A 25,774-nucleotide genomic window follows, 5' to 3' on the forward strand; every position below is an offset into this window, starting at 1 on the left:
CGCTATTGGTCCCAGCGGGTCTCGACGGGAGCGGCAGCCCTGTCGCGCGCTTCGCCGACAACCGCCATCAGCGCCCGCAGCACCGCTTCGACGCCCTCGCCGGTGGCCGCCGACAGCAGCATCGGCGCGCGGCCGGCAGCGCGTTTGAGCGACGCAACCTTCTTCTTGCGCTCATCGGCGTCGAGGATATCGACCTGGCTCAGCGCCACGATCTCGACCTTCTCGATCAGCCCATTGCCATAGGCATCCAGCTCGGCGCGCACGGTCTTGTAGGCCTTTCCAGGATTTTCCTCCTGCGCCGAGACCAGGTGCAAAAGCACACGCGTGCGCTCGACATGGCCGAGGAACCGGTCGCCGATGCCGACACCCTCATGCGCGCCCTCGATGAGGCCCGGAATGTCGGCGATGACGAATTCGCGCGCATCGATGCGGGCAACGCCGAGACCTGGATGCAGCGTGGTGAAGGGGTAGTCGGCGATCTTTGGCTTGGCCGCGGTGACGGTTGCCAGAAAAGTCGACTTGCCGGCATTTGGCAGCCCGACCAGGCCGGCGTCGGCAATCAGCTTCAGCCGCAGCCAGACATTCATCTCTTCGCCGGGCTGGCCGGGATTGGCGCGGCGAGGCGCCTGGTTGGTCGAGGTCTTGAAATGCTGGTTGCCGAAACCGCCATTGCCGCCCTTGGCCAGCAGGAAGCGCTGGCCGACCACGGTCAGGTCGCAGATCAGCGTCTCATTGTCCTCGGCAAACACCTGGGTTCCGGCCGGCACCTTGAGCGTCACATCGGCGCCCTTGGCGCCGGTCATGTTGCGGCCCATGCCGTGGACACCAGTCTTGGCCTTGAAATGCTGCTGATAGCGATAGTCGATCAGCGTGTTGAGACCGTTGACCGCTTCCAGCCAGACATCGCCGCCGCGGCCGCCGTCGCCGCCATCCGGGCCGCCGAACTCGATGAATTTTTCGCGCCGGAACGACACAGAGCCGGCGCCACCGTCGCCGGAGCGGATATAAACCTTGGCTTGATCGAGAAATTTCATTGGACTACGCAGTTTCTGTTGGCCTTGCGGCTTTGCTCTAGATCTTGCGCCTTGCTCTAAACCAAGGCGCGGCCAAGGGCGAGGCCGTTTTGCGACTAAAGCGCCGGATGCCCTTTTGTCGGGGACGCGGTAGCAGTGTTCGCGGACGGAGCTTGAGGGGCGCGGGAATGAAGGTTGTGAGCTACAACATCCAGTACGGTATCGGTCTGGATGGCCGCTACGATCTCGGCCGCATCACCGAGGCGGTTCGCGGCGCCGACGTGATCGCGCTGCAGGAAGTGACCCGCAACAATCCGAGGAACGGCAACCGCGACATGGTCGCCGAGATCGGTGAGGCGCTGCCCGAATATTTTGCCGCCTACGGCAGCAATTTCGAGGTCAATGTCGGCTCGCGCCTGGAGGCCGGCCGCGCCATCACCACCACTTTCCAGCTCGGCAACATGGTGCTGTCGAAGACGCCGATCCATCTGTCGCGCAATCTGCTTTTGCCGCGCAGCCGCAGCCTTGAGGCGATGAACTTCCAGCGCGGCGCACTCGAGGCGCTGGTCGAGACCCCGCTCGGCTTCATCCGCTTCTATTCCACGCATCTCGACCATCGCAGTCCGGTTGAGCGCGCCAGCCAGATCCGTTTCCTGCGCCAGCGCCTGTTGAACTATGCCTTCGAGGGCGGCGGTCTCTCCGGCATTCCCGAGATCGGCCTGCCGGACCTGCCCTATCCCGAAGCCTTCATCGTCATGGGCGACTTCAACATGCTGCCCGGCTCGCCCGAATATGTCGAACTCGTCGGCCGCCCGGACCATGAATTCGGCATGCCCTTGACCGCCGATCTCGCCGTCGACGTCGCCCAGCGCCTGAACACACCAGACGTCGTCACCTGGGTCGATCCCACGCGACCCGAAGACACAAGCCGCCACAAGCGCATCGACTACATCTTTACCTCGGCCTCGCTCGCCGGATCGCTGAAGCGCCTGTGGGTCGACCCGCAAGCGGTCGGTTCGGACCATCTCCCGATTTGGGTCGAGATGGGCTGAGTTGAGCCCGATCCACAACCAACGTTTCCAAACCTGTCGTTTGGAGGCACGCGCCTAGGTGTTGAGATTCAGGTCAGGCCGAGCCGAAAACACTGGTTTTCGAGAACCGGAGCGGAGTTTACTTAAGTACGTGCACCGGAAGCGCATAAAACCCGCGTTTGCAGGCCGGCCTCACCTGAATATCAAAACACCTAGAAATGCACCCAGTTTCGAAGACTGATCCAGGTCTTTCTGTCCAGCCGGTACCGCTCGACCGGCACCTGGCCGGCGACGATCGAGTTCAGCATGCCCTGGCCGGCATACTGGAAGCCGCATTTGTGGATGACCCGGCGCGAGGCCGGATTGATCACCCGCGTCGAAGCCTGCAGCACGTGGATCGACGTCCGTTGGAAGGCAAGGTCGACCAACGCGTGCGCGGCCTCCGTCGCATAGCCGCGCTTCCAATAGGGCTCGCCGATCCAGTAGCCGAGTTCCAGCCCTCGATCGGTCATGTTGAGGCCGGCGCAGCCGACGAAAATGTCGGTGCCGGCGAGCGTCAGGGCGTAGGCGATGCCGGCCCGGCGCGACCGGGTCATAGCCAGGAAGGCGCGTGCCTCGGCCTCGCCATAGGGGTGCGGCATGCGGGCCAGCATCTCGGCGACGTGACGGTTGTCGGCAAGCTCGACCAGTTGCGCGATGTCGGCTTCACACGGGGCGCGCATCACCAGCCGCTCCGTGGCCAGCACCGGGCAATCTATCGCGTAACTTTCGTCTTCGGTGTCTTCCGCTTCGGCAACCATTCGACGTCCTCCAGGCAAGAAAAAAGGGGAGATGGAAAACCCATCTCCCCTGATCCTTTTCCTGGCTCCATTCACTGGTTTGGCCAGACACCGGTTCCCGAGATGGGCGCCGGTTTTATAGTGCGGAACCGGCTACTCCGCGGCTTTGGTAATCGGGTTGACCGATACGTAGGTTCGGCCGTTGGCTTTTTTGTTAAAGGTGACTGCGCCGGTCTCGAGCGCAAAAAGGGTGTGGTCCGTGCCCATGCCGACATTGACGCCGGGATGCCAGGTGGTGCCGCGTTGACGGATGATGATGTTGCCCGGGATGACGGCTTCGCCGCCGAACTTCTTCACGCCCAGACGCTTGGAATGCGAGTCGCGACCGTTGCGCGACGAGCCGCCAGCTTTCTTGTGTGCCATCTAACTAACTCCGATGCGCCCTGGGGCGCTTGAATGGTCTTATGAACGCGTTCGCGTTCCGTTTCAAGTCCGATCCGGCGACCTTGTCGCCGGTTCGTTTTACTTCTTCGCCAGTTCCTTGGCCTGCTCGCGCCAGTCGTTGATCTGGTCGGTGCTGAAGGGCATGTGCGCGTCGATCTTGGCCACGTCCTTGTCCGACAGCTTGGCAAGCTGGGCGAAGGTGGTGATGCCCTGCTCGTGCAGCTGGCCGGCGGCAACCGGGCCGATGCCCTTGATCACGGCCAAATCGTCCGGCTCGCCCTTCGGCGCCTTGAACAGCGGCGCGGCGACGGCGGCCTCCGTCTTGGCTTCATCCTTCGGAGCAACCTCGGCTTTGGCTTCCTTCTTCGCCTTGGCTTCCTTCGTCGCGGCCTCGGCCTTCGCCTCGGGCGCTACGTCAGCCTTGACTTCCTTGGCTTCCACCTTGGCTGCGGCCTTCTTGGAAGGCTTGGCGCCACCCAGCAGGATCTCGGCGATCCGCACGGTGGTCAGAAGCTGGCGGTGGCCGATCTTGCGGCGCGAATTCTGCCGGCGGCGCTTCTTGAAAGCGATGACGGTGCGGTTCTTGCCCTGCTCGACGACTTCCGCCGTGACCAGAGCGCCATCGACGAACGGGGCGCCGAAGGTGACATTTTCGCCTTCGCCATGGGCGAGGACGCTGCCGATTTCGACGATATCGCCGACATTGGCTTCGAGCTTCTCGATCTTCAGGAGATCGTTGGCGGCAACGCGATACTGCTTACCGCCCGTTTTAATGACTGCGAACATTTTTTGCCTTTCGCTGTTCGGTCGGCCTCGATGAGCCGCGTCACGCGGTTCGGCCGTCTTTTTGTCAGTCTGCGGGTTCGAAAAACAAGCGGCGTGGAAGAACCCTCCACGCCGATTGCGCGCTTCCCCTAACCGAAGGTTCGGTACGAGTCAAGGCAAACGGCCGGATTCCTTGGCCATGCGGCCTCCTTGCCGCGCCCGATCCCTCTGGTCGAGACCGGTTGGCCTATCTGCCGACGTGGCCGCGGCGCAGCCCTCCCGGCAAAGCCCGCACAGGAAGCTGAATTTCCCCGCGGATTTGGCCTTGTAACCTGCCCGCCCAGCCGTTATCTAGTGCGCCGCGCCGGCAACGGCCGACCATGACCGCGGAGAGGTGGCAGAGTGGTCGAATGCACCGCACTCGAAATGCGGCATGGGTGCAAGCCCATCGGGGGTTCGAATCCCTCCCTCTCCGCCACCCTACGCCCTGCGGGCTTCGGGTGGCAGGCCACCCGGAACCGCATCTGGGCGTAGGAGTGTCGCCCGAAGCTACGAAGTAGCGTAGGGGGGACCGGAACGAAGCAGGATGCCCTCCGAAGCTTCAGCGTAGAGGCTGCCGCTAGGCAACAAGGCCTTGCCTTATTTGGTTAACCTCTTCGATCGGGACTGGATGCCCGGTGAGGAAGCCCTGCATCAAATTTACCCCCAGGCGCTGCAGCAATATGTACTGCTCCTCCGTTTCGACGCCCTCGGCGAGCACGACATGGCCGAGATTGCGAAGCAGCCCGACCATGTCCCGCAACAGGCTCAAGCCACGAGACGTCTGGCAATCGTGGAGGAAGCTGCGATCAATCTTGACCACGTCGAATTTGAAGCGGCGGAGCCATGTCAAGCCGGCAAATCCCGTTCCGAAGTCGTCCAGCCAGATCTGAACGCCGAGTTTTCGCAGCCGCTCCACGTTTCTGACCGCTTGCGCCTCCAGAAAGATGTCACTGCCTTCGGTGATTTCGATGGCCAGTTTCTGGGGCGCAAGGCCGTGCCTGCCAAGGATTTCGGTGATCCGGAGTGAAAAGTTGGGAGCCTTGAGCTGAAGAACGGATACGTTCACCGTCACGACCGAGCCCAATCCGTATTCCGCCATGTCACCGCAGGCTCGATCGATCAGCCATGTACCCAGTTCCACGATCGCTCCGGTCTGCTCGGCAACGGGTATGAATACGGACGGACTGATCATGGTGCCGTCGAAGTCGCATACACGCATCAGACTCTCGTGCCCCAGCACGCGGCCCGACGCCAGCTCGCGAATTGGCTGGTAAGCGACAGAAACGAGCTGGTTGGAAACTGCCACCTTCAGCAGTTCTGAAAGATTTTCGCCGGAGCGATCCTGGCTGGTGGCGTGCGGGTCGTAAATCGTGAACGTAGCCCGACCGGCAAACTTGGACGCGTAGAGCGCGCGGTCAGCTTCCTGCAGCAGGATTCTAAGCTCTATGCTCTGATCGGCGCGCGTCAACGACGCCCCGGCACTGATCGTTACGATGTTGAGCTTGTCGCCCCGATCAGGGTGGTAGATATCCAAATCCTCTACAGCGCGACAGAATTTCTTCGTTATCTCATGAAGGTGAGCCCGCCCGGTGACCTTGCAGAGAATGACGAATTCTTCTCCGCCATAGCGGGCCGCGATGGCGTTGTTGGCAGCCGCCATCTCGGAGAGGACATGGGCGAGTTTGATCAGGCAATCGTCGCCGGCCTGATGACCAAGTCCGTCATTGAACCTTTTGAAGTAGTCGACGTCGATCAGAATGAGCCCTATCTCGTCGTCGTCCGCGGCCCAGTCTTCGCGCAGCTCCGAGAATTCTCGAATGATCGCCCTGCGGTTCTTCATTCCCGTGAGCGGATCGGTGTCGGCGATTTCGGTTAGCTTTTGCCCCTTCTTGATAGCAGCCTGCTCCTGGAATTGTGCCCGAAGCGCGTGCAGGAAGGTCTGGTAACGCTCCAGGCTCAGCCGCCACGAAAGATAAAGCGACAAGACGAGGCAGTTCACGAAATAGGCCGACAACACGACCCGACCGGCGATGTCGGCCTGAAGGGAGAACATCGCGGCGTACACAAAGCTTGCGGCGACCGTCGCGGAGGCAAGGGCTGAAAGCCAAAAACGGAAGTTGAAGAACAGATTCGCACCCAGGATGAACACGGTGCCAAAAACCATGAAATGGGAGAGGGCATCCTGATGCTCTGTTCCAACAGCGGAGACGAGCCACCCAAGGGCACCGGATACAATCGCCAGCGCTGCTACAAGGTGCAAGGTGGCAAGGGCAAAGCCCCGTCGGGCGACAAATTCGACAAGCGCCAGGGAAGTGATCCCTAGCGTAACGCGCGTCAAAACAAGCCGGCCGGCGATATCCGGAAAAAGAAACCAATCGAAAAGGCCATAGGCCACATAGCTGAATACAGCAGCCGCAATACCCCATCGCACAAGGCTGCGATTCTCATCGGCATCCTTCTGCAGGAACAGTGTCAGGAGTTCCGGATCGGCGGAATGCCACCGCGGACGTCCAATCGCTGCCGCCACCTTCTGGGCAACGTCCTCGCTCAGTTGCATCGCAACGCTCCTCCGCGATCTGCAGTAGCGAATGCAACAGCCGACGTCGCCTGCGGTCGGGGAATGAAGACGTCCCTGTCCGCAAGAAAAGTCAGATGTCGCTAACCGAGGGTAAACGGGCGGTTCGGATTTAGCCAGTTTGCAGGATTGATGGCCGTTCCGTTGATTAAAATTTTACTAAAATTTTATTAAAATTGTTAGCATTGGTTGGCGGCGCACCTATGCTGCTGGCCGGGGACCGGGGCGGTAAACCGGAGAGTAAACGGCATGCCTATCAAGCCAAAACTGCAGCTCGACCAATACAGCCTGGTCACCACCAGGCTGATGAAGAAACATGTTGCGACCTCCGAAGAGGCGGCTGACTCCGACGAGTTGAGGGACAGCACGGCCCAGCTCGCCCTGATACTGGACCTTGCTCATCAAGCCTTTGCGCGAAACAAACCGGCCGCCCCCGTCGTCCATCGTTTGGCGGGGCGACTCCACAAGCTCCGCCGGCAGGTTGCTCCCGCGGTCTGGCAGAAACTCGTTCCTTTGGCTCAGCAGCATCGGGTCGCGGAATATTTGCTCCAAGACCCGTTCACGCGGTGGTCGGTCGAAAAACCGCGCGGGTATTCGGGCGATGCAGGCCTGCTGGATATTTACTACAAGCATCCGATCGCCGACGAGATCGTGGCCTCGTCGACCTTACTTGGTCGGCAAATTTATGCGTACACCAGTGAAGCTGCCAGTTCGGTGGCGGGGCGCGAGCGGCGGGATATTCTGGCCAGGACCGTGGACGAGACGGCCAGCAGTGTGGAAAAGGCTGAGGTGCTGGCGATTGCCTGCGGCCACCTCAGGGAAGCCGAACGCTCCGATGCGTTGGCCAGGCATAAACTGCAACGTTGGATCGGCCTGGATCAGGACCCCGTCAGCGTAGCCACGGTGAACCACGACTTTGCCGGCACGGCAGTCGAGGCAGTCCAGGGTTCCGTACGCGGCATCCTGCGCCGCGCCTACGCCCTTGGCACATTCGATCTCGTCTACGCATCGGGGCTTTACGATTACCTGCCGCGTGCCATCGGCATCCGCCTGCTTCAAAGAGCCATGGAACTCGTCAAGCCCGGTGGCGAATTCCTGTTTGCCAATTTCAGCGACGAGATAACGACGGATGGTTACATGGAGACTTTCATGGATTGGCCGCTCATCCTACGTTCGGCCGACGATATGTGGGACATCATCAATGCCGCCCTCGGCGGGAGTCCTTTCGACGCGAAAGTCTACTATGGCTCGAACCGGAATATCGTTTACGGCAAGGTGAGGAAGGGCGATCTCTAACTAGGCGCGGGAATCGCGCGCGCATCCCCGTAACAAGGTAGGTCTGCCATGACGAGGCCATGCCTTCGCCGGCTTTCCGGCGACGGGCGAGCAGGTCGTCCGGGCTGCGGGCGGCCTACGCCGTGTTCGTTCTGCTTGCCGCCATACAGATGTGGCGGCGGTTCCAGCAGCACGACGGTGCTGCCCGCTCGGCGGGCTGCGTCTGGCCGTGTTGCTGGCACTGCCGCTGATCGCCAGGCTGTCGGTCGTGCAATGCAACGCGACTGGCCGGCCTGATCAGGCCTCGAAATAGCGGGCACGATCGAGATCGGCGATGAGCCCCGGCCCGGTCGGCTGCCATCCCAGCGCAGTGCGGGTCTGCTCACTTGACGCCGACAAGTCCCTGCCGATGAAATGCCCGAGAAAGCCGAAATGCGCAGCCGCGTCCTCGGGGCCTATGGAAGCGACCGGCAGGCCGAGCCGGCGGCCGATGATCTCGGCGATCTCTTTGCTCGCCACGCCCTGTTCGGCAACCGCATGATAGCTGACGCCGCCCGCCCCCTTCTCCACCGCCAGCCTGTACAGGGTGGCGGCGTCGAACCGGTGCACCGCCGCCCAGCGATTTGCGCCGTCGCCAACATAGGCCGAGACGCCCTTTTCACGCGCAATGGCAATCAGCATCGGCACGAAACCGTGATCGCCCTCGCCATGGACCGTCGGCGCCAGCCGCACCGTCGATGCGCGCACCCCGCGCGCTGCGAACGCCACGGCCGTTGCCTCCGAAGCGCGCGGCATGGAGGCCGACGGCGGCGCGGGTTTGTCGTCTTCGGTTGCCGGCCTTCCCTGCGCAAAACCGGCGAGGCCGGAGGTGACAAGCAGCGGCCGCTCGGAACCCTCGAGCGCCGCGCCGAGCGTTTCGATGGCGCGCTGGTCAACTGCGCAACTGGCGGCGAATCTCGAAAAGTCGTGGTTGAAGGCCGTGTGGATGACGCCATCCGATTGGGCAGCGCCGCTGCGCAGGCTGTCGAAATCCTCGATATCGCCGCGATGCACCTCGGCACCCGCTGCCACGATCGACTTCGCACCTGCTCCCGACCGTGCGAGGCCAAGCACCTGATGGCCCGCCCCGAGCAATTCCCGCACAACCGCCGAACCTACAAAACCGGTGGCGCCCGTAACGAACACACGCATGATCATTTCTCCTTGGTTTTTGTCGAACGCCGTAAAGGCAGCCCGTTGCGAAGGAGATAGAAGTTTGAGATCATACGATCTATACTGTAAAATCCGAGATATCTTCGCAATCGTCCGAGAACGCTCATGGATCCGCTGTCAGACGTGCTGTCGCTACTGAAGCCGCGCAATTACCTGTCGGCTGGGCTGGAAACCGGTGGCGACTGGGCGATCCAGTTTCCTGACCAGCAGGCCGCCATCAAATGCGGCGCCGTGGTGTCCGGCCGATGCTGGCTGTCGGTCGAGGGCGTCCCTGACGCGGTGCGGCTGGACGTGGGCGACTGCTTCCTGTTGCCGCGCGGCCGGCCTTTCCGCCTTGCCAGCGATCTCGGCCTGCCGACGGTCGATGCGCGAACGATCTTTTCACCGGCGCGGACCGGCGGCATCACCGTCCATAATGGCGGCGGCGATTTCCTCCTGGTCAGCAGTCGCTTCACGCTGTCCGGCGACCATGCCGGCATCCTCTTGCGGATGCTGCCGCCCATCGTCCACATCCGCGGCGAGAGCGACCATTCGGCGCTTCGCTGGCCGGTGGAGCGGATGATGCAGGAATTGCGCCAGCGGCGTCCCGGCGGCTTTCTCATCGTCGAGCACCTCGCCCACATGATCCTGATCGAGGCCTTGCGCCTGCATATGACCGCGCAAGGCAATGTCGGCTGGCTGTTCGCACTTACCGACAGGCAGATCGGCGCGGCGATCGGCGCCATGCACGAGGACCCGGCGCATGGCTGGACATTGCAGCAACTGGCGGAGCGCGCGGGCATGTCGCGATCGACTTTTGCGCTCAGATTCAAGCAGACGGTCGGGGCCTCACCCCTGGATTATCTGACGCGCTGGCGCATGATGCTGGCCGGCGACAGGCTGATGCATTCCGGCGATCCGGTTTCCGTCATCGCGCTGGCGCTCGGCTACGAATCCGAAAGCGCCTTCAGCACGGCATTCAAGCGCGTCATGGGCTGTTCGCCGCGGCAGTACAGCCGCCGGGAGCCGGACCTGACTGCGCAGGCCGAACGCGAAGCCGCCTGAGGCGGCGATCCGATCGCCTTGATCACCTTGCCCTTAAAGGCTGAAGCGCCCGTCCACACTGCGCGAGTCGAGTTGTAGCGGGCGAGCCAGAGCGGACAATTGCCGAAGCCGCTCGGATTTCCCAGCGCGCTTCGACCGCTGCGGCCCTTCTGCTCAGATCGATCCCTTGCTTGCTCCATGGCATGCGCTTGACAATCGACTGATTCGCAACCCTTCGGGAATATAAGTATTTCAGTTAACTTAGGGATAATCGGCAGCAGGAACTAGATTTCAGACGCTCAATTGGCACGAGCAAAATCGCGTTTTTCATGCTTTCAGAATGACTTGCTCGCGTGCTGGCGGTTAACCGGCACCAACTTCTCCGATTTCCTTGCCTCTACGGCTGGGTAGCGCAATAGGGTTAATTGCGCGATTGCTAATATGCCTATATCTTAGGCGGCGCGAGGGGCCTCATATCTTCCCGCAGTGGCCGGTGCGGTGAAGCCCCACAAGCATGCCCAACCTGCACCGGCCATTCCCTATGGCTGGGTATGGTGTTCCCGCTCGGCAATCTTTTCCAAGAGCTTCCGTGAAGCCTCTAGGACGCGTCGCGTTTCGGCGATGGTCGATTGCAGGGAGTCCAGTTGGCTCTCCGCTCGGAGCTGGCTACGGCGGGCGCTTTCAATGAACTGGTGGTCAGGTTCCCACCGGTCTTTCATCGGGCTTAGCCTCTCTACAGACGAACGAACTTGTCGAGATCCAGGCGTATCCGCTGGCCCTCAGCATAGGACAGCGCAAACGATTCAATCACGAATGATCGGGTAATTTCCTGGTCTTCCTTGGCCACACGAACGGACCCATTCGCCGCCGGCTTCGACCACTTCCACGCAAGGCAATGCTTTGCGGATTGGACCCACGTTATCCACCACAGCCTCCTACGAAAGCAATGGTAACGTCGAGTTCTATACTCCCGTCGAAAGCGGGTTTTCAACAACAAAGATGGTCTGAATCATACCATTCGGCTCAGCGGATAGCGGCTGCCAACGTAGCGTCTCCAAGGCCAAGAAAACCGCCACCCGCGCGCAACAGCGGGTTCCATAGTCACGGCTCCATCCGAAGAATCGACCGCATAGATTCAGGAATGTGTGTTGTCGTCACGGTTCCATACAATTTGGAAGGCCATTCCCCCTACGGCAGGGTAGCGCCAAAATGAAAGGATAAGCGGGCGGGCAAGTTGAAGGCGTACTGATGCCGGATCGGGCTTTGGTCCAGCAAAACCCTTTCAGCCTGGCGTCTCGGAAAGGTGCGCGGCAATGGCGCTCACAAAAGCCTTGCCGAACTCCTTGAGTTTGGCGGCGCCGACGCCATTCACTTCGGCAAAATCGTCGAGGTCTTGCGGACGACGCTCGGCCATGTCGATCAGTGTACGATCCGAAAACACCACATAGGCTGGCACCTGGCGTTCCTTGGCCAGCCGCAGCCGCACCGTCTTGAGCGCCGCGAGCAGCGACGCATCGACATTTTCGCTCTGAGGGCTCTGCCCGGCGCGAGCCGCGCGGCGCGCGGCGCGCGTGCGCATCTCGACCCGATACTGGAACGGCACCTCGCCCCGGCCGAGTGCGTGGCCCTTGTCCGCGATGGCCAACCCGCCATGGCCGGCCGGGTCCGGCATCAGGAAACCGTTCGCGACCAGCTGGCGAATCATAGATTGCCAAAAATCCTTCTTGTGCGCGGCGCCATTGCCGAAGGCTGGCAGCCTGTGATGCCCCCTTGCCGCGATCTTTTCAGTCTCGTGGCCGATCAGGATGTCGATGACATGGCCGGCGCCGAAGCGCTCGCCGCTCTGCGCCACCGCCGCCAGGATGAGGCGCGCCTCGGCGGTGCCGTCGGCGCGCGGCGCCTGTTCCAGGCAATTGTCGCAATTGCCGCAAGGGACCGCCTCTTCACCGAAATAACCGAGCAGCACCTGGCGGCGGCACTCGGCCGTCTCGCAATAGCCGATCAGCGTATCGAGCCGGCCATGCGAGCGGCGCTTGTGTTCGACAGCGGCGTCCTCGTCGTCGATGAACATGCGGCGCATGCGGATGTCGCCAAGGCCGTAAAGCATATGCGCCTCCGCCGCCCGGCCGTCGCGACCGGCGCGGCCGATTTCCTGGTAATAGGCTTCGAGGCTGCCCGGCAGGTCGGTGTGGAAGACATAGGCGACATCAGGCTTGTCGATCCCCATGCCGAAGGCGATGGTCGCCACCATGACGACGCCCGACAGCGTCATGAAGGCGTTCTGGTTGGCATCACGCGCCTCCTTGCTCATCCCGGCGTGATAGGCGAGCGCGGTCACGCCGTTCTTTTCGAGGAATGCCGCCATCTCTTCGGTCTTCTTGCGCGACAGGCAGTAGACGATGCCGCTGCGCCCCTGATGGCGCTCGATGAAGTTGAGCAACTGCCGCTTGCTGTCCTGCTTGGGCTCGATGGCAAGCTTGATGTTGGGCCGGTCGAAGCCAAGCACCTGCGTTTCGACACGCCCGCCAAACAGCCGTCTCTCGATGTCTGCCCGCGTCGTCTCGTCCGCCGTCGCCGTCACCGCAATGATCGGTACGTCGGGAAAGATGCCACGCAGCTGCGACAGGTCTTCATATTCGCGCCGGAACGCCGGCCCCCACTGCGAAATGCAATGCGCCTCGTCGATGGCGATCAGGCTGACATCGAGCCTGGCAAGCGCATCCAGCATCCGCTCGGTCATCAGCCGTTCCGGCGCGAGGTAGAGCAGCCGCGTCTGGCCCGACGCGACGCGGCGCCATGCCGCGACATTGGCATCACGGTCGATCGAGGAATTGATCGTATCGGCGGCGACGCCGGCGAGGCGCAGTGCCGCGACCTGATCCTGCATCAGCGCCACTAGCGGCGAAACGACAATGGTCAGCCCACCCTTGACCAGCGCCGGAACCTGGTAGCACAGCGATTTGCCGGCACCCGTTGGCATGACGGCCAGCACATGGCGGCCGCCAAGCAGCGCCTCCATCACCGCGGCCTGTCCGGGACGGAAATCGTCGAAGCCGAACACGTCCTTGAGGACGCGCCGTTTGGGATCGTGCGTCGGCACGCTTGTCGTCGATATCTGCATCACTGATGTTTTTGCGATCGGCCGCCCGAAGCAGCGGCGTGGACAGAACGATTAGCGCAGCCCCTGCGTGACCACAACAAGCAGCAGCAACACCCCACCGGCGATCGACCTGATTGGCATCGTTAAACCTATCTTCACCATGTTGCGGCACCGTCCAACCCTGCGGCGATGTTTCGAGTACCGCTGCGCCACGAGCGCACAGGCAACAGCCCGCGCCTCCCCAGGAGGCGCGGGTTTCCTGTTTCTGGAATTGCCGAAAAAGGTTCAGGCCAGGAAATCGGCGCGGTGCGGGGTAAAGCTGTCGACCAGGCGCCCGGCCTCCAGCGCCTTGACGCCGTGCACCAGATTGGACGGCACGATGAAGCTGCCGCCGGTCTCGATGGTCGCGGTGCGGCCGTCGATGGTCACCTCGAAGCGACCTTCGGCGACATAGCTGGCCTGGACATGCGGGTGCGAATGCAGTGCGCCGACGCCGCCCTTGTCGAAGCCGAACTCGACCATCATCAGCTCATCGGTGGAGACGAGAACGCGGCGTCTGTTGCCGTCCGGCGTCGGCGTCCAGGCGCTCTCGCCGGGCTGTGCGAAAATCTTTGCTTCAATCATGACCATCTCCTCATCGCGCCAGCCAGCCGCCGTCCACGGGAATCACCGCGCCATGCATATAGTCGGACGCTGGCGCCAGCAGGAACACGGCGGCATCGCCTATGTCTTCCGGCCCGCCCCAACGTCCCGCCGGAATGCGCGCCAGGATGGCAGCACTGCGGTCGGGATCGGCGCGCAACCCCTCGGTGTTGTTGGTTTCGATATAGCCGGGCGCAATGGCGTTGACGTTGATGCCTTTTGCCGCCCATTCGCAGGCCAGCAGCCGGGTTATGCCGAGCGCGCCATGTTTCGACGCGGTGTAGGACGCGACGCGGATGCCGCCCTGGAAACTCAGCACCGAGGCGATGTTGACGATCTTGCCGCGCCGCCTCGGGTCGGTCAGCACGCGCCTGGCAAAACCCTGGCTGAGAAAGAATAGCGTCTTCAGATTGACGTCGATGACGTCGTCCCAATCGGCCTCGGAGAAATCGACCGCATCGGCGCGGCGGATGATGCCGGCATTGTTGACCAGGCCGTCGATCGGGCCGGTCTTCTCCCACACCTGGTCGAGCATCGCCTTGGCGGCAACATGATCGGCGAGATCGCACCGCACAGTCTCGAACTGGCCGCCGGCTTCCGCGACTTGTCTTTCCGTGTCGTCCATCGCCGAGCGGCCGACACCTATGACCGTACCGCCGGCACGCGCGATCGAGACCGCGATGCCCTGGCCGATGCCGGTGTTTGCGCCGGTGATCAGGATGCGCTTGCCGGCCAGGCTGAAGGAGGAATGGCCGCTCACCGCAATTCGCCCAGCGGCACCGGGTCGACATCGGTGTAGTCGACGTTGTCGCCGGCCATCGCCCAGATGAAAGCGTAATTGGAGGTGCCGGCCCCCGAATGGATCGACCAGCCCGGCGACAGCACCGCCTCCTCGTTGGCCATCACCAGATGCCGCGTTTCGTCCGGCTCGCCCATGAAATGGAAGACGCGCGCCGTCTCCGGCAGGTCGAAATAGAGATAGGCCTCCATGCGCCGGTCATGCACATGGCAAGGGATGGTGTTCCACACCGAGCCCGGCGCCAGTTGGGTCATACCGACCACCAGTTGGCAGGTCTTGACGCCATCGGCATGGATGAACTGGAAGATGGAGCGTTCGTTGCAGGTTTCCTTGCTGCCGAGATCGAGGCGCTTGGCATCGCCAATGCGGATCAGCCGGTTGGGATGGGTGTGATGCGCAGGCGCGCTGAGCAGATAGAACTTGGCCAGTGCGCCCTCATCGGCCGATGCGAACGAAACGTCGGTGCTGCCCATGCCGAGATAGAGCATGTCGCGCGCCTGCAACTGGTGGGTGTCGCCATCTGCCGTCACCGAGCCGGCGCCGCCGATGTTGACGATGATCAGCTCGCGGCGGTCGAGAAAATTCCTGGTCCCCGTTGGCTTGATCGCTTCCAGCGGCAGCGCTGTCCCTTCCGGCACGGCGCCGCCGACGATCATGCGGTCATAATGGGCATAGGTCAGGCTGACGCGTCCCGGCTGGAACAGGTCGTCAATATGGAAGTTGTGCCGCAGTTCGTCGGTGCCCATAGAAGCCGCGGCAACCGGGTCGATGGCGAAACGCGAGGTGAAATCGGTATGCGGGTGACTTTGAGACATTACTGCTCCGGCTGAAATGGTTATTCGGATGCCGTCGCCCTGACCGAGTCGGCATAAAAGACCTGGCGGGCGTGCAGGCGCTCGCGGTAGCGCTGCTGGCTGGCGGTGAGATGGGTGCGCATCGCCTCGCGCGCGGCTTCGGCGTCGCCTGACGTGATCGCATTCAGGATCACCAGATGCTCGCGCTGCAGCCCGCGCTGATAGCTGTCGGATTGCACAAGTTCCGTCGACCAGGGCGAGGTCACGTCGCAGGGAATGGCGCGGCGTCCGAGCACATCGAGCATCTCGACATAGAACGGGTTGTTGGTGGCGCTGGCGATTGCCCGGTGGAAGGCGAGATCGGCCGGACCGGTCGGCTCGCTGTTGAGAAGCAGCCGTTCGAATTCGAAGAACGCTTCCTGGATCGCTGCTTCCTGCGCGGCGTTGCGGCGAATGGCGGCGAGCCCGGCCGATTCGATTTCGACGGCCAGGCGCACTTCGAGCACATTGAGCGCGATGGAATCCTTGCTGCCCATGTCGGCGGCGAGCGCGCCGAACATCGTTGAGATGTGCTCGGTGACGAACACGCCTGCGCCCTGGCGCGCCTCGACCAGCCCGTCGGCGGCGAGCTTGGCCAGCGCTTCGCGGATGACGGTGCGGCTGACGCCGAAGGTCTCGGTCAGCTGGCCCTCGGTCGGCAATTTGTGGCCGGGCAGGATCTCGCCCGCCTGCAACTGCTTGCGGATCGCCGCAACGACGGTCTCCGACAGTTTGGGTTTTCTCTCGACCCTGAGATCAACAGCGCTATCCGATGCCATATCGCACCCCTGTTTGAAGACGCCTATTTGAACACGCTCGGCAACCAGAGCGAAATCGCCGGAATATAGGTCACCAGCCCCAGAACCACGATGCCCGCGCCATAGAACGGCCAGATCGAGCGCATCGCTTCCCAGACCGTAATCTTGCCGACGGCACAGGCGACGAACTGCACCGTGCCGACCGGTGGCGTGTTGAGGCCAATGCCGAGATTGAGGATGGTGATGACGCCGAAATGCACGGGGTCGACGCCGTAATGGGTGACCAGCGGCAGGAAGATCGGCGTGCAGATGATGATCATCGGCCCCATGTCCATGAAGGTGCCGAGCAGCAGCATCAAGACGTTGAGCAGAAGCAGCACCACCAGCGGATCGGTGGAGATGGCGTTCATGCCTGCGATCAGCAACACCGGCACTTTGAGATAGGCCATCAGCCAGCTGAACGAGGCCGCCGTGCCGATGATCAGCAGCACCATTGAGGTCGTGCGCACCGCGCCCTTTGTGGCATGGACGAAATCGCCCCAGGCCATCGACCGGTAGACGAAGACGGTGACCAGCAAAGCGTAGATGATGGCGATGCAGGAGCTTTCCGTCGCCGTGAAAATGCCCGAGCGAACGCCGCCGAAGATGATCCCGATGAGCAGAAGTCCGGGGATGGCGATGACCGCCAGCTGGCCGACACGCGAGAAGCCGGGAAAAGCCTCGACCGGGTAGCCGCGGCTGCGGGCGACGAAATAGGCGGTGACCATCAGCGAAGCGGCGAACAGCAGACCAGGCAGGATACCGGCGGTGAACAGGTCGGCGATCGAAATCTTGCCGCCGCCGGCGATCGAATAGATGATCATTCTGCGACGGCGGCAGAAGCAGCGCGATCAGCGCCGCCATCGAGGTGACGTTGACGGCATAGTCGGCTCCGTAGCCGCGCGCTTTCATCTGCGGGATCATCAGCCCGCCGACGGCAGCGGCTTCCGCCACAGCCGAGCCGGAAATGCCGCCGAACAACGTCGCGGCGATGATGTTGACCTGACCGAGCCCACCGCGGACATGACCGACCAGCGAGCCGGCAAAGGAAACGATGCGCTGCGCGATGCCGCCGCGCACCATCAGGTCGCCGGCAAAGATGAAGAACGGGATCGCCATCAGCGAGAACGCCGACATGCCCGACTTCAATTGCTGGAACACCACCAGGGGCGGCAGGCCGAGATAAAGCACGGTGGCGAAGGACGCCGCACCCAGGCAAAAGGCGATCGGCGTGCCGGCAAACATCAAAAGCGTGAAGACGCCAAACAGGATCCAGAGTTCCATCTAGGCCTCCTGCACGGCCGGCATTTCCGGCACTTCTTCGAGATTGATATCCTTGTCGATGTCGGCGCCGGACCAGCGCAGCGCGATGCGTTCGGCCGAGAACAGGCAGATCAGAAAGCCGCCGGCAACCAGCGGCAGATAGTCGAAACCGCCGGGAAGTTCGAGCGCCGGGATGACAGTGTGCCAGGTCAGCCCGACCAGCTTGCAGCCGTACCAGACCATGCCGAAGCCGAAGCCGAACGCGATCAGGTCGGACAGCGTGCGCAGCGCCCATTTGCTGCCCTTGGGCAGGATATAGAGCAGCACGTCGAAGCCCATATGGTAATTCTCGCGCACGCCGACGGCAGCGCCCAGGAAGATGAACCAGTTCATCAGCATGATGGCGGTGACTTCGGTCCAGCTCGGTGACGCGTTGAGCACGAAGCGGGAAAACACCTGGTAGGCAACAAGCGCGGTCATGGCGACCATCCCGATGCCCGCGAGATAGAGCGCACCGTCGCAAATCTTCGAAAGCACCGCGCTGAAGCGCGGTGGCGCTCCGCTCCTGGCCGTTCCCGCAGTCATCCGATCCTCCCGGTCTTTCCGTCCCCTAAAAGCGATTGGCGGGGCGGCGCCATGCCGCCCCGCCAGAAAATCACTTGGTCGCCTGGATGCGCGTCGCGAGGTCCTTGAGCTCCGGCGTCTTCAGATACTTGTCGTAGACCGGCTTCATCGCATCGATCAGCGGCTGCTTGTCGATCTCGCTGACCTTGACGCCGGCCTTCTCGACGATCTCTCGCGACTTCTTCTCCTGCGCGTCCCACAATTCGCGCATCTTGACGACGCTATCCTTGGCCGCCTGCTTGACGATCGCCTGGTCTTCCGGCGTCAGTCTGTCCCAGCTCGATTTCGACATCACCAGCACTTCCGGCACGATCTGGTGCTGGTCGACGGTATAGTGCTTGGCGACTTCGTAGTGCTTGGCGGATTCGAAGCTGGGCCAGTTGTTCTCGGCGCCGTCGATGACGCCGGTTTCGAGCGCCGAATAGACCTCGCCATAGGCCATCGGCGTGGCGTTTGCGCCAAGCGCGTTGACCATGTCGACGAACACGTCGGACTGGATGACGCGGAACTTCATGCCTTTCAGATCGGCGATCGAGGTGATGTCCTTCTTGGTGTTGTAGAAGGAACGGGCGCCGGAATCGTAGAAGGCAAGGCCGACCAGATCATGCGTCTCGAAGGCCTTGAGGATCTCGTCGCCGATCGGCCCGTCCATGACATGGCGCATGTGCTCGACCGAACGGAACATGTAGGGCAGCGACGGCACCGCGGTTTCCGGCACGATGCCGTTGAACGGACCCATCGAGACGCGGTTCAGATCGATGACACCGGTCTGCGTCTGCTCGATCGTGTCTTTTTCCTCGCCGAGCTGCGCCGAATGATAGACCTCGACCGAATAGCGGCCGGCGGTGCGCTCCTTGATGAGCTCGCCGAGATATTTGACCGCCTCGACGGTCGGATACCCGTCCGGATGGGTGTCGGCCGAGCGCAGTACGGTCTGGGCGCCGGCAACGCCGATCATCAGCGAGCCGAAGGCGAATGTGGCTGCCATCAGTTTTGAAAAATGCAACATGACTGTCTTCCTCCCTTTTAAAATTCCACGCGCCCGGCTCACAGCCGGTACGCCTTCTTGGCAAGCGTGTAGGCAAGCTCCCGCGCCAGCTCATGCGCCTCGTCCTCACGCAGCCGGTGCTCGGCGACGAGACGGGCGAGAAAGGCGCAGTCAACCCGGCGCGCCACATCGTGACGGGCGGGAATCGACGGAAAGGCACGGGTGTCATCGTTGAAGCCGACGGTGTTGTAGAAGCCGGCGGTCTCGGTGGTCATCTCGCGGAACCGGCGCATGCCTTCCGGACTGTCGTGGAACCACCAGGCCGGCCCGAGCTTCAACGCCGGATAGACGCCGGCCAGCGGCGCCAGTTCGCGCGCGTAGCTGGTCTCGTCGAGCGTGAACAGAATGATGGAGAGGTCGCGCTCCAGCCCGACGCAGTCGAGCAAGGGTTTGAGCGCCGCGGCATAGTCGGTGCGGGTCGGAATATCGAAGCCTTTGTCGCGGCCGAATTTTTGGAAAACACCAGGCGAGTGGTTGCGCCAGGAGCCGGGATGGATCTGCATGACCAGCCCGTCGTCGCGGCTCATCTTGGCCATTTCGGTCAGCATCTGGGCGCGAAACAGCTTGCGCTCGCGCTCGTCGTCCGAGCCGCGGCGGATGCGGTTGAACAGCTCTTCCGCCGCCGCATCGGAAAGATTGGCGGTCTCGGCCGTCGGATGGCCGTGGTCCGACGAGGTTGCGCCGAAGCTTTTGAAGAAGGCGCGGCGCTGGCGATGCGCGTCGAGATAGCCGGCCCATGTGCCGGTGTCGCAGCCGGCGATCTCGCCCAGACGATCGAGATTGGCCGAAAATCCTTCGAAGTCGGGATCGACGACGGCATCCGGCCTGTAGGCAGTGATGACGCGGCCCTGCCAGCCGCTGTCGCGGATCGTCTTGTGCCATTGGAGATCGTCGAGTGCGCCCTCGGTCGTCGCGATGACCTCGATGTTGAAGCGCTCGAACAGCGCGCGTGGGCGATAATCGTCGCGCTGCAAAAGCGCCGCGATGGTGTTGTAATGGCGGCTAGCGGTGCTGGCGTTGAGCGGCTCTTCGATGCCGAACAGATGCTCCAGCACATGGTCGAGCCACAACCGCGTCGGCGTGCCGCGGAAGAGGTAATAGTGCTCGGCGAAGCGCCGCCAGATCGCCCTGGGATCGGTCTCGACCGGCGAGCCGTCGAGGGTCGGGACGCCGAGATCTTCCAGCCGCACGCCCTGGCTGAACAGCATACGGAAAATGTAGTGGTCGGGCACCACCAGCAATTGCGCGGGATCGGGGAATGGCTCGTTGAGCGCATACCAACGCGGATCGGTGTGGCCGTGCGGGCTGATGATCGGCAGGTCCTTGATGCCGGCATGGAGATCGCGCGCGATCGACAGCGCGCGCCCTTCGGCGGCAAAAAGCAGATCCGGATCGGTCAGTCCCGCCACGTCGTTCCTCCCAGGGGCGATATCGGTAGGATTGGAAAGAAATAATGTCAACATACAAAAACTGGATTGTTGTATGATGACTTTTAACCGGCGTCAGGTCATTGTGCGGCGGAAGAGCGGATGTTAGGCCGCTAGCAGATCCCGCCCCGCTCACCATCCAGCGACAAGCCGCGCCATGACCAGCAGACGCCTTTCCAACGCAACAGTGCAATCCTTGCCGGCCTCGGTCGCGGTCCCCCCCTATGATCGCGCCAGTGTCGCCCCAGGCATCGTCCATCTCGGCGTTGGAGCCTTCCACCGTGCCCATCAGGCCGCCTATGTCGATGACTGCCTAGCGGCGGGCGAGACCGGCTGGGGCATTGTCGGCGTCTCGCTGCGCAGCCCCGACACGCGCGATGCGCTGACGCCACAGGACGGGCTCTACACGCTGGCGGTGCGCGGCAGCGATGGCGAAGCGCTGCACATTATCGGCTCGATCCAGTCGATGCTGGTCGCGCCGGAAGACCCCGGCGCGGTGCTGGCCGCGCTGACCGACCCGCGCACCCGCATCGTCACCCTGACCATCACCGAAAAGGCCTATCTCAGGGCCGCCGACGGCAGCCTCGACGAAAACCATCCCGATATCGTCCACGATCTGGGCAATCCCGGATCTCCCAGGACAGCGCATGGATTCCTGGCGGAAGCGCTGGTGCGACGCCGGGCCGCCGGCACGCCGCCCTTCACCGTGCTGTGCTGCGACAACCTTCCGGCCAATGGCGCCACGCTGCACCGGCTGCTGGTCGGGTTTGCAAAACTGCGCGATGCCGGCGCTGCTGCTTCAGGCGACGCTGCCCTCGCCGGTCATATAGCCGATGACGTTGCATTCCCATCGAGCATGGTCGACCGCATCGTGCCGGCAACCACCGATGCCGACCGGGCGCGCATCGCGGTCGAACTCGGCCTCGAGGACGCCTGGCCGGTGATGACCGAACCGTTCCGGCAATGGGTGATCGAAAACAGGTTTCCAGCCGGCCGCCCGGCCTGGGAGAAATTCGGCGTCACCATGGTCGAGGATGTCCGGCCGTTCGAGGACATGAAGCTTCGGCTGCTCAACGGCGCCCATTCGGGCATCGCCTATATCGGCCTGCTCAGCGGCCACGTCACCGTCGACCGCGCCTTCGCGGATCCCGCGATCCGCGCGTTCGTCGACCGGCTCTGGGCCGAGGCCATCCCGACATTGCCTGGGGATGCCGGGCTCGACACGTCAGCCTATACGGCCGAACTTGCCGAACGTTTCTCCAACACAGCGCTTGCCCACCGCACGGCGCAGATCGCCAATGACGGCAGCCAGAAATTGCCGCAACGCATTGTCGCTACCGCCATCGAGCGCATCCAGGCCGGCCTGGTCCCGGAGCATCTGACGCTGGTGATCGCCGCCTGGATCGCCGCCTGCGAGGCGCGCGGCAAGGACCTGCCGGAAGCCCACTTTACCGATCCGCTCGACGCGGCACTGGCGGCGCTCGACGAACGACGGATGCTGGAACGAGTAGCGGCGGTGTTCGACTGGGCCGGCTTCGCCAGCGGCAAGCCCGAGCGGCAGACGCTGATCGAACTGGTCGCCGCTCATCGCGAGCATATCCTGCAAGGCGGGATCGTGCTTGCGCTCTCAGCGCTCGGCATACCGGAGCCGACAAACGTAGGCTGAAGCTGGTCCGGAACCGCCCATTTCAAGCCTATTGTCCCGCCGGAGCGTCCAGCCTCTGCCGCGACGAATACTCCGTGCCTTGCGAATTCCAGAACAGTCGCACTGCCTTGCCGACCAGGTTTTCGGCAGGAACGAAGCCGACACTGAGCCGGCTATCGGAGGAATTATCCCTGTTGTCGCCAAGCACGAAATAGTGGCCTTCGGGCACGTCGAACACCCGCGTGTTGTCGGTTATTGAATTGTCCGTAAGACTGATGACGGAATAGGAAACGCCGTTGGGGAGGGTTTCACGTTGCAGTCTGGCGCTTTGGGGAGAGTCCTCGGAGCTGTACGGACCAACATCCTCGAGTTTGACCGCCACACCATTGATGCGAAGGATTCCGTCGACCATCTGGATTTTGTCGCCCGGCAGTCCAACGACCCGCTTGACGTAGTCGATGCTCGGATCCGCTGGAAATTTGAACACCACAATATCTCCGCGCTTCGGCTCGGCGGCAAAGATCCGGCCTTCGAAGGGCAGCAGCCCAAGAGGAACACTGTAGCGGCTGTAACCATAGGCAAACTTCGAGACGAAGAAATAGTCGCCGAGTTCCAGCGTTGGTGTCATGCTGCCTGCCGGGGTCGAAAACGGCTGGAAGAGGAATGTGCGGATCGCTAACGCGGCTCCGTAGGAGGTCAGCATGGCCAACAGCAGCACCGAAAGGCAGTGTGAATACCACCGGTTCGGTCTGTATCGTGACGCGAAAGGCACGACGAGCGCTACCCACAGGACCATGAGACCTAAACTGGAGAGATCCACCAGCCAGGCGAGATCGACCCCCGGCAGAACCGGGAATCCCACATATGTCAGCGCAATGCTTATGGCGCTGATCACCACCAGGCTGGCAACCGCCGGCCGGCCGGCGCCGATCCAAAGGAACCCGCCGAACGGACCGCCAAAGGCCGCGATCAGCGCCGTCGTCCACCGGGATCGCGAGGCCGCTTCCGGTTGCGTTGTCTGTTCCGTCATCGGCCACCCCAAATCGATAGACAGCCGGACTGTCGAACAACCAGAAAGCAGGGGCAAGCCCCGATCCGACTGTACCGCCGCAGCCAAATCGCGGTTCCGCCGGCGCCATCGCCTAATACAAGCTCATCTCGCCCTGACTGGCAGCCGGCATGCCGCCACCCGATCTGATCATGCTGGCTGCCCGCCCTGAAATCCCGCCAAGGCCCTGCGCCTATGCGAGACGATCCAGGATGGCGGCCGCAACAAAAAAGCCGGGCTGAGCCCGGCCTTTTCTTCAAGTCATTCTGCGGCTTACGCCGGCAGCAACGCGCCTTCGAGCGTGGTAAGCTGGCTAAGGAACTGCTCCGCCTTGCTGCGGCTCTGGTCGTCCTTGGCGTCGGCGGCGTCTTCCTTGGCTTCCTGGATGCGGCGGGCGAGATCGGCGCGGTCGATATCGCCGACGGCGACCGCCGATTCGGCGAGCAGCGTGCAGCCGGCCGGGACGATGTCGGCAAAGCCGCCGAACACCACATAGCGCTCTTCCTTGCCAGCCGCTGTCTTCAGCGTGACGACGCCCGGCTTGATCGTGGTCATGACCGGCGCATGGTGCGCCATGACCGTCATTTCACCTTCGGCGCCTGGAATGACGACGGACTCGACCTGCTCGGAAACCAGGAGGCGCTCCGGCGAGACCAGTTCGAACTTGAAAGCTTCAGCCATGTCAATTTAGTGAGTAGGGAATAGTGAGTGGGGAGTAGGGCGAGGACAGCTGTCCTGATCACCCGGCCGCTATTCACTACTGACTACTGACTACTCCCTATTGCCTTGATTACGCTGCTTCAGCCGCCAGGCGCTGAGCCTTCTCGACCGCTTCGTCGATGCCGCCGACCATGTAGAAGGCGGCTTCCGGCAGGTGATCGTAGTCGCCGTTGCAGAGGCCCTTGAAGCCCTTGATTGTGTCGGCGAGGTCGACCAGCTTGCCCGGCGCACCCGTAAACACTTCGGCGACGAAGAACGGCTGCGACAGGAAGCGCTCGATCTTGCGGGCGCGGGCCACCGTCTGCTTGTCCTCTTCCGACAGCTCATCCATGCCAAGGATGGCGATAATGTCCTGCAGCGACTTATAGCGCTGGAGGATCGACTGCACCTGGCGGGCGACGGCATAGTGCTCCTCGCCGACGACCAGCGGATCGAGCATGCGCGAGGTCGAGTCGAGCGGATCGACGGCGGGGTAGATGCCCTTTTCCGAGATCGCGCGGTTGAGCACGGTCGTCGCGTCCAGGTGGGCAAACGAGGTCGCAGGCGCCGGGTCGGTCAAATCGTCGGCCGGCACGTAGATCGCCTGCACCGAAGTGATCGAACCCTTGGTCGTTGTGGTGATGCGTTCCTGCAGCGCACCCATGTCGGTGGCCAGCGTTGGCTGGTAACCCACGGCCGAAGGAATACGGCCGAGCAGCGCCGACACTTCAGAACCGGCCTGCGTGAAGCGGAAGATGTTGTCGACGAAGAACAGCACGTCCTGGCCCTGGTCGCGGAAATATTCGGCGACCGTCAGGCCGGTCAGGCCGACGCGGGCACGCGCGCCCGGCGGCTCGTTCATCTGGCCATAGACCAGTGCCGCCTTGGAGCCTTCGCCGCCGCCCTTCTTGTTGACGCCGGACTCGATGAACTCGTGATAAAGATCGTTGCCCTCGCGGGTGCGCTCGCCGACGCCCGCGAAGACCGAGAAGCCGCCATGCGCCTTGGCGACGTTGTTGATCAGCTCCTGGATCAGAACCGTCTTGCCGACGCCGGCGCCGCCGAACAGGCCGATCTTGCCTCCGCGGGCGTAGGGCGCCAGAAGGTCGAGCACCTTGATGCCGGTGATCAGGATCTGCGCTTCCGTCGACTGTTCGACATAGGTAGGCGCCGGCTGGTGGATGGCGCGCATCTCGATGCCGTCGACCGGGCCTTCTTCGTCGACCGGCTCGCCGATGACGTTGATGATGCGGCCGAGCATGCCCGGGCCGACCGGAACGGTGATCGGCGCGCCGGTGTCATAGACGTCCTGGCCGCGAACCAGGCCTTCGGTGGAATCCATGGCGATACAGCGCACGGTGTTTTCGCCCAGATGCTGGGCAACTTCGAGCACCAGGCGGTTGCCGACATTGGAGGTTTCGATAGCGTTCAAAATGGCCGGCAGATGATCGCCGAACTGCACGTCGACGACGGCGCCGATGACCTGGCGAACCTTGCCGATGGCGCCGGTCTTCTTGACGGCAACGCTCGTCGTCTTCACTGCCGGGGCCGCGGCCTTGGCGGGCGCGGCCGCCTTCTTGGCCGGAGCGGCCTTCGCCGCTGCTGCCGGAGCCTTTGCGGCCGCCTTGGGGGCCGTCTTCGCGGGGGTCGCTGCTTTCGCCATCGTCTTTACCCTTCTCGTCCTTTGTTT

The 25,774-nt window shown here is 62.7% G+C and carries 21 protein-coding genes, 1 tRNA gene and 1 pseudogene; 5 read left to right on the forward strand and 18 right to left on the reverse strand.

The window, feature by feature from the left end; genetic code table 11:
• Positions 1 to 2 precede the first annotated feature (2 nt).
• Complete coding sequence (gene obgE / locus NKJ80_RS12750) at positions 3 to 1,034, reverse strand: GTPase ObgE (protein ID WP_023693164.1); 1,032 nt, start codon at positions 1,032 to 1,034, stop codon at positions 3 to 5.
• 167 nt (positions 1,035 to 1,201) lie between these two features.
• Between obgE and NKJ80_RS12755 the strand changes: the two genes are divergently transcribed.
• Complete coding sequence (locus NKJ80_RS12755) at positions 1,202 to 2,065, forward strand: endonuclease/exonuclease/phosphatase family protein (RefSeq protein ID WP_023668690.1); 864 nt, start codon at positions 1,202 to 1,204, stop codon at positions 2,063 to 2,065.
• Positions 2,066 to 2,256: 191 nt separating this feature from the next.
• On the opposite strand, the gene NKJ80_RS12760 is transcribed toward NKJ80_RS12755, so the two are convergent.
• From NKJ80_RS12760 to NKJ80_RS12770, 3 genes are all read right to left on the reverse strand, one after another.
• Complete coding sequence (locus NKJ80_RS12760) at positions 2,257 to 2,844, reverse strand: GNAT family N-acetyltransferase (RefSeq protein WP_023684119.1); 588 nt, start codon at positions 2,842 to 2,844, stop codon at positions 2,257 to 2,259.
• Positions 2,845 to 2,976: 132 nt separating this feature from the next.
• The gene (gene rpmA, locus NKJ80_RS12765) at positions 2,977 to 3,246 is read right to left on the reverse strand and encodes a 50S ribosomal protein L27 (RefSeq protein WP_015315190.1); all 270 of its coding nucleotides are present in this window, start codon (positions 3,244 to 3,246) and stop codon (positions 2,977 to 2,979) included.
• Positions 3,247 to 3,345: 99 nt separating this feature from the next.
• A complete protein-coding gene (locus NKJ80_RS12770; RefSeq protein WP_023684118.1) occupies positions 3,346 to 4,053 on the reverse strand; it encodes a 50S ribosomal protein L21 in 708 nt (235 codons plus the stop codon).
• A 367-nt stretch (positions 4,054 to 4,420) separates the two neighbouring features.
• On the opposite strand from NKJ80_RS12770, the gene NKJ80_RS12775 reads away from it, so the two are divergent.
• Positions 4,421 to 4,510 (forward strand) — tRNA-Ser (locus tag NKJ80_RS12775).
• A 141-nt stretch (positions 4,511 to 4,651) separates the two neighbouring features.
• Here NKJ80_RS12775 and NKJ80_RS12780 read toward each other — a convergent pair.
• Entirely contained in the window at positions 4,652 to 6,631 is a 1,980-nt protein-coding gene (locus NKJ80_RS12780; RefSeq protein ID WP_023684117.1) for a putative bifunctional diguanylate cyclase/phosphodiesterase, read from the reverse strand.
• Positions 6,632 to 6,898: 267 nt separating this feature from the next.
• Between NKJ80_RS12780 and NKJ80_RS12785 the strand changes: the two genes are divergently transcribed.
• On the forward strand, positions 6,899 to 7,945 hold the full coding sequence (locus NKJ80_RS12785; RefSeq protein ID WP_023755531.1) for a class I SAM-dependent methyltransferase: 1,047 nt from the start codon (positions 6,899 to 6,901) through the stop codon (positions 7,943 to 7,945).
• Positions 7,946 to 8,221: 276 nt separating this feature from the next.
• Here NKJ80_RS12785 and NKJ80_RS12790 read toward each other — a convergent pair whose 3' ends face one another.
• On the reverse strand, positions 8,222 to 9,115 hold the full coding sequence (locus NKJ80_RS12790; protein WP_352497653.1) for an SDR family oxidoreductase: 894 nt from the start codon (positions 9,113 to 9,115) through the stop codon (positions 8,222 to 8,224).
• 126 nt (positions 9,116 to 9,241) lie between these two features.
• Here NKJ80_RS12790 and NKJ80_RS12795 point away from each other — a divergent pair, with 126 nt between their 5' ends.
• Positions 9,242 to 10,180: an AraC family transcriptional regulator gene (locus NKJ80_RS12795; protein WP_023693170.1), complete on the forward strand. Its 939-nt coding sequence runs from the start codon at positions 9,242 to 9,244 to the stop codon at positions 10,178 to 10,180.
• Between the two features lie 1,261 nt (positions 10,181 to 11,441).
• Here NKJ80_RS12795 and recQ read toward each other — a convergent pair.
• The 9 genes and pseudogenes from recQ to uxaC form a co-directional block, all read right to left on the reverse strand.
• The gene (gene recQ / locus NKJ80_RS12800; RefSeq protein ID WP_352497750.1) at positions 11,442 to 13,280 is read right to left on the reverse strand and encodes a DNA helicase RecQ; all 1,839 of its coding nucleotides are present in this window, start codon (positions 13,278 to 13,280) and stop codon (positions 11,442 to 11,444) included.
• A 264-nt stretch (positions 13,281 to 13,544) separates the two neighbouring features.
• Complete coding sequence (locus tag NKJ80_RS12805; RefSeq protein ID WP_023684110.1) at positions 13,545 to 13,883, reverse strand: cupin domain-containing protein; 339 nt, start codon at positions 13,881 to 13,883, stop codon at positions 13,545 to 13,547.
• A gap of 10 nt (positions 13,884 to 13,893) precedes the next feature.
• Positions 13,894 to 14,661 (reverse strand): 2-dehydro-3-deoxy-D-gluconate 5-dehydrogenase KduD, encoded by a 768-nt coding sequence (gene kduD / locus NKJ80_RS12810; protein ID WP_352497654.1) that lies wholly within the window; start codon positions 14,659 to 14,661, stop codon positions 13,894 to 13,896.
• A complete protein-coding gene (kduI, locus tag NKJ80_RS12815) occupies positions 14,658 to 15,515 on the reverse strand; it encodes a 5-dehydro-4-deoxy-D-glucuronate isomerase (RefSeq protein WP_352497655.1) in 858 nt (285 codons plus the stop codon). Before kduI ends, kduD begins: the two co-directional genes overlap by 4 nt.
• 20 nt (positions 15,516 to 15,535) lie before the next feature.
• Entirely contained in the window at positions 15,536 to 16,312 is a 777-nt protein-coding gene (locus tag NKJ80_RS12820; protein ID WP_023684107.1) for a FadR/GntR family transcriptional regulator, read from the reverse strand.
• Between the two features lie 23 nt (positions 16,313 to 16,335).
• Positions 16,336 to 17,614: pseudogene (locus tag NKJ80_RS12825) on the reverse strand (TRAP transporter large permease).
• Complete coding sequence (locus NKJ80_RS12830; RefSeq protein ID WP_023668678.1) at positions 17,615 to 18,178, reverse strand: TRAP transporter small permease; 564 nt, start codon at positions 18,176 to 18,178, stop codon at positions 17,615 to 17,617.
• A 70-nt stretch (positions 18,179 to 18,248) separates the two neighbouring features.
• On the reverse strand, positions 18,249 to 19,226 hold the full coding sequence (locus NKJ80_RS12835; RefSeq protein ID WP_023684104.1) for a TRAP transporter substrate-binding protein: 978 nt from the start codon (positions 19,224 to 19,226) through the stop codon (positions 18,249 to 18,251).
• A gap of 38 nt (positions 19,227 to 19,264) precedes the next feature.
• A complete protein-coding gene (gene uxaC, locus NKJ80_RS12840; protein ID WP_352497656.1) occupies positions 19,265 to 20,674 on the reverse strand; it encodes a glucuronate isomerase in 1,410 nt (469 codons plus the stop codon).
• Between the two features lie 175 nt (positions 20,675 to 20,849).
• On the opposite strand from uxaC, the gene NKJ80_RS12845 reads away from it, so the two are divergent.
• Positions 20,850 to 22,358, forward strand: a complete 1,509-nt coding sequence (locus NKJ80_RS12845) for a mannitol dehydrogenase family protein (RefSeq protein ID WP_352497657.1) — start codon at positions 20,850 to 20,852, stop codon at positions 22,356 to 22,358.
• A gap of 28 nt (positions 22,359 to 22,386) precedes the next feature.
• Here NKJ80_RS12845 and lepB read toward each other — a convergent pair whose 3' ends face one another.
• The 3 genes from lepB to atpD form a co-directional block, all read right to left on the reverse strand.
• Entirely contained in the window at positions 22,387 to 23,040 is a 654-nt protein-coding gene (lepB, locus tag NKJ80_RS12850; RefSeq protein ID WP_023668675.1) for a signal peptidase I, read from the reverse strand.
• Positions 23,041 to 23,658: 618 nt separating this feature from the next.
• The gene (locus NKJ80_RS12855) at positions 23,659 to 24,066 is read right to left on the reverse strand and encodes a F0F1 ATP synthase subunit epsilon (RefSeq protein WP_352497658.1); all 408 of its coding nucleotides are present in this window, start codon (positions 24,064 to 24,066) and stop codon (positions 23,659 to 23,661) included.
• Between the two features lie 109 nt (positions 24,067 to 24,175).
• Complete coding sequence (gene atpD, locus NKJ80_RS12860; RefSeq protein WP_023698224.1) at positions 24,176 to 25,747, reverse strand: F0F1 ATP synthase subunit beta; 1,572 nt, start codon at positions 25,745 to 25,747, stop codon at positions 24,176 to 24,178.
• Positions 25,748 to 25,774: the final 27 nt, after the last annotated feature.

The organism is Mesorhizobium sp. M0030, assembly GCF_040323695.1.
Taxonomy (GTDB): Bacteria; Pseudomonadota; Alphaproteobacteria; order Rhizobiales; family Rhizobiaceae; genus Mesorhizobium.